The organism is Pseudoalteromonas sp. TB25, assembly GCF_000497995.1.
In the GTDB taxonomy this organism is placed as follows: Bacteria; Pseudomonadota; Gammaproteobacteria; order Enterobacterales; family Alteromonadaceae; genus Pseudoalteromonas; species Pseudoalteromonas distincta.
Genome location: NZ_AUTI01000083.1, coordinates 1 through 3943, shown reverse-complemented (window position 1 = coordinate 3943; position 3943 = coordinate 1). Strand labels below are relative to the sequence as shown.

General features: G+C 40.0%; 6 protein-coding genes. 3 read left to right on the top strand and 3 right to left on the bottom strand.

The genetic code is table 11. The features are described from left to right. Nucleotides 1-61: 61 nt before the first annotated feature. From L652_RS0101660 to L652_RS0101650, 3 genes are all read right to left on the bottom strand, one after another. A complete protein-coding gene (locus L652_RS0101660; RefSeq protein ID WP_024595126.1) occupies nucleotides 62-1144 on the bottom strand; it encodes an endonuclease/exonuclease/phosphatase family protein in 1083 nt (360 codons plus the stop codon). Between the two features lie 23 nt (nucleotides 1145-1167). Beyond that, on the bottom strand, nucleotides 1168-1530 hold the full coding sequence (locus tag L652_RS0101655; protein ID WP_024595125.1) for a hypothetical protein: 363 nt from the start codon (nucleotides 1528-1530) through the stop codon (nucleotides 1168-1170). A 76-nt stretch (nucleotides 1531-1606) separates the two neighbouring features. Beyond that, complete coding sequence (locus L652_RS0101650) at nucleotides 1607-1855, bottom strand: TIGR03643 family protein (RefSeq protein ID WP_024595124.1); 249 nt, start codon at nucleotides 1853-1855, stop codon at nucleotides 1607-1609. 123 nt (nucleotides 1856-1978) lie between these two features. Here L652_RS0101650 and L652_RS0101645 point away from each other — a divergent pair, with 123 nt between their 5' ends. From L652_RS0101645 to L652_RS0101635, 3 genes are all read left to right on the top strand, one after another. After that, on the top strand, nucleotides 1979-2668 hold the full coding sequence (locus tag L652_RS0101645; RefSeq protein WP_024595123.1) for a transporter substrate-binding domain-containing protein: 690 nt from the start codon (nucleotides 1979-1981) through the stop codon (nucleotides 2666-2668). Between the two features lie 29 nt (nucleotides 2669-2697). Beyond that, nucleotides 2698-3354, top strand: a complete 657-nt coding sequence (locus tag L652_RS0101640; protein ID WP_024595122.1) for a YoaK family protein — start codon at nucleotides 2698-2700, stop codon at nucleotides 3352-3354. A gap of 74 nt (nucleotides 3355-3428) precedes the next feature. Further along, a partial coding sequence (locus L652_RS0101635; protein ID WP_029770098.1) for a TonB-dependent receptor plug domain-containing protein occupies nucleotides 3429-3943 on the top strand: 515 nt, incomplete at its 3' end.

The following is a 3943-nucleotide window of genomic DNA, read 5'->3' as shown; positions in this document are numbered from 1 at the left end:
ATTCATTATTTTTGTCGGATGGCGTGGCTTCGCCACCTATCCGACCTACACTACCTAATAGCTATAACTTTTCCTCAAATCTCGGCACTTTTCGCTTGTCTGCCTTATTCATAGCAAGCTCTTGGATTTCTTCTTGCTTTAGATCTTCGGGTTTATCTTCTAGTGACTCCTGATTAGCGTTCTCAAAAGAAAGCTCAGTGAGTAGCGCAAAGTGATCAGAGCCATACTTAGCTAAGCGCTTAATACGCTTTACTTTAAAGCCTTCGCTGTGAAATAAGTGATCGAGCGGCCAACGCATAAAAAAGTAACTTGCATGAAAGGTGTTATAAAAACCACGGCCTTTTCGAGGGTCTAAAAAGCCACTTATTTGCATAAACAAACGAGTGCTGCGCGACCATGCTACGTCGTTTAAATCTCCGGCAACTATAGTAGGCCGTGTAGGGTTTTTAAGTGCTTTAGCCACCATTATTAGCTCAGAGTCGCGAGGACGTGATGAGTCTTCCTCTGTCGGGCTTGGTGGTGCGGGGTGAATAAAGTGACCTTGCATTTGCAGGCCTTCATCATTTTCAAACAGAATATGAATTGAAGGAATATCTTCTTCTATTAGCTCACATATTTGTGCATCGAGTATTTTAAACTTGCTGTATAAGTGCATGCCATAACGATTGTCTTTAGGGCATTCTATGTAATACGGGTAATTTTTTTTAATGACTGATAATTTATTTTCCCACCAGCTATCGCTTTCAAGCGTAATGAGCAGGTCGGGTTGGTGCTCATCTACAAGGCTAATTAGCTGCTCACTTTTATGGTTCGACATCAGTACATTTGCCGACATAATTCGTACGCTGTGGTCTATATGCTTTGGTGCGCTTTGCACTTCTTTTTTAGCAAGCCACGTATACGGGTAAATCCATTTACCTTGTAAAATCATTATAAGTAATGAGGTTAAGGCTATAAATACATAACCTATTGCGCTACTTTGCCATAATAAAAACAACGATGTAACGGCTACAAAACTGGCAATATAAAATACCTGTAAGCGCACAAAGTCGCAGCTACGCACTAAGTAATGCTGGCTGTACGACATAGGCAACAAGGTAACCAGTAAAAAAAAGCCAATAATTATAGCCAGCGCAATGAGCATTTTAATATCCTTATAAAGTTAGTTTAGCGACTTAAAATTGAAAGTATTTCTCGGGTGTCGTGCACCATGTGAATAACTGTACGGTCTATTTCAATACTCACTGTACCATTATCTCTAGAGCGTTCAATCACTCTACCTCGTTTGTATAAATCACGATCTAAATAGTCGCCTCGGTGGTAGCTTTTACTTAGCCCTGGTGGCGTCCAACCTGCGCGAATTAGCTGCTTAGCCTCTTTTTTAGAAAGGTAGTCATTGTCGTTGTGTTTATGTGAATGATGCTTATTATGGCCGTGTTTATGACCATGCTTATCTTTATGCGGTTTCGCATCTGCGCTTATTGAACATAAAGCCAATGCTATTAGTGCTGTGTATGTTAGTGCTCTCATAAATAATCTCTAGCGTAATTAATAGCTAAAGGTTAACAAACACGGCTGAACATCATATGAAACAGCTTACACTTATTTAACGTTGTTTATATTGTGTTTTACAGTGGCTTCGCATAATAGCGGGATCGCGTAATTTTAAGTGTTTTGTTTTACGACCAGCATGGCGTTTACGCCACACTTTAAAACTGCCTTTTGAAATATGTTCGCGCATAAATACCACCAGCTGCGGGTATTTTAATCCGTATAACTGCTCTATTGCCTCAAAAGGGGTTCTATCTTCCCACGCCATTTCGATAATGCGTGACTGCTGCTCTGCGTTAAACATGGTATATCTCACAAAATTTAACTTATACGCTAGGTAAAAATACTTAGATCAATGCAATTAAGCTCAGTAACTGTATAATTGGCGTTCAATTTATGTATTTTAAAAGATATCGAATTTTTATTTATGCGCGCAATATTTCTGTTTTTAGCTTTAACTTTACCTTCATTATTACTTGCAGCGCCAAGTAAAGCCCTGCGCTGCGTAACAACTCACTACCCGCCTTTTACTATATTTGATGAGAAAAGCGAAACGTTCACAGGTTTAGATATTGAATACTTAACCTTTATTGAGCGTAATTTAAATCTTAAAATTGACGTAATTCATCTGCCATGGGCGCGCGTTAAAAAAGAAATGGCGCTGGGCTACTACGACTGCTATTTCTCTTTGGCCAATACAAAAGAGCGAGCAGAGTATTTAGATTTTACAAGCGTGCCCTTGCATACTACTAAGTATGGTTTATTTGCTTTAAACAAAGATAAATTGCTCACTGACGATTTATCAAATACCCCAATAGCAATGCTGCGCGGCGTTCCTGTGCCTGAGGTTATTGCTAAAAAGTATAACCTTGATGAGAATAATCTGCTTCGTTCACTTTCAACTAAAGACACTTTTGAGCTGCTAGAAAAAAATCGCGTTGAATACGCAATAACTAACTATCAAGCGGGTTTGTGGTACTCAAAGGAATATAAAAACGTATCCGCTAGGCAGCTCAATGAGTTTACGTTTCCTACTTACATTGCTTTTAAGCGTGGCGTAATAGATACAAAATTAGTTGATGAGCAAATAAAGCGTTTTAAAGCACAAACTCAATAATTAACACTGTACACGTTAAGAGATAACCAATGTTTACAAAACTACCAAAGTGGGTTGAATATGGCGCGTTTACGCTCGCATTTATAGCGGGCATAGTAAACGCTGTAGGCTTATTAGGATTTGAGCACCAGGCTATTTCGCATGTATCTGGCTCTGTTACTTTACTTGGTATTAAAGCAATAACTAATCCTAGTACTGCCTTATTGTTACTTTCAATAATTGTTAGCTTTATGTTGGGTTCGGCACTGTCGGGCTTTTTGCTCTCTGGTGGCTCATTAAAACTTGGTCGTCATTACGACACTTTGCTTTTTATTGAAGGATTGCTGCTACTTGCGAGTGCTTATTTACTCAAAAACACATTCGTTTACGGCATTGTATTAACGTCTGCTGCGTGTGGGTTACAAAATGCGCTAGCAACTAATTACAGTGGTGCTGTTATACGTACGACACATTTAACCGGTATTTTTACTGACCTTGGTTTAATGCTAGGTAAAGCGCTTAAAGATGAGCAATTTGATACCCGTAAAGGCGTTATGTTTTTACTCATTATTGCAGGCTTTTTACTAGGCGGTATAACCGGCTACGTTTTATTTAAGCATTACTTAGTGCTAGCTTTAGTGTTTCCTGCTGTGGCTTGTTTTGTTTTATCAATTACGTATCGGGTTTACAGGTTACGTACGCTTTAACGCAACAAGTTTAAATGCATATTAAAACCGCATATTATAGAGGCAATGCAATATAGATTACTTTCAAGGAATGTATGAAACCTTATTTTTTGCCGCTGATATTACCCTTTAGCCACACTGCGTTTGCCGATAATAAAAACAACGATGCAATAGAAACCATAACAACTACGGCATCACGTATTGAAGCGCTATCTACCCCACTCCCTTTATCAATAAGTACACTCAGCGAAGCGCAGCTAAACAGCATAGCGCCTACCCATATTGAAGAAGCCCTGCAACGTGTAGCAGGAGCTAATATTCAACGCGGAAATGGCCAAGAGTATTTACCCGCACTTCGCTCCCCCGTACTTTCGGGCGCTGGCGCTTGTGGTGGCATATTGACTTTGGAGGATGGCATATCACTGAGAGCCGCTGGGTTTTGTAACATAAACGAGCTATTTGAGGCGCACAGCGAAATGGCGCAGCGCATTGAAGTGCTAAAAGGCCCTGGCTCTGGACTTTATGGCTCAAACGCCGTGCATGGTGTTATTAATGTAATAACGCCCGACACCACACAAGGCGGTGGCTTAGTTGGTTTAGATTATGGCTC

Coding starts and splice junctions, on each gene's coding strand:
- L652_RS0101660 (WP_024595126.1), bottom strand. CDS start 1,144: ATGCTCATTGCGCTGGCTATAATTATTGGCTTTTTTTTACTGGTTACC.
- L652_RS0101655 (WP_024595125.1), bottom strand. CDS start 1,530: ATGAGAGCACTAACATACACAGCACTAATAGCATTGGCTTTATGTTCA.
- L652_RS0101650 (WP_024595124.1), bottom strand. CDS start 1,855: ATGTTTAACGCAGAGCAGCAGTCACGCATTATCGAAATGGCGTGGGAA.
- L652_RS0101645 (WP_024595123.1), top strand. CDS start 1,979: ATGCGCGCAATATTTCTGTTTTTAGCTTTAACTTTACCTTCATTATTA.
- L652_RS0101640 (WP_024595122.1), top strand. CDS start 2,698: ATGTTTACAAAACTACCAAAGTGGGTTGAATATGGCGCGTTTACGCTC.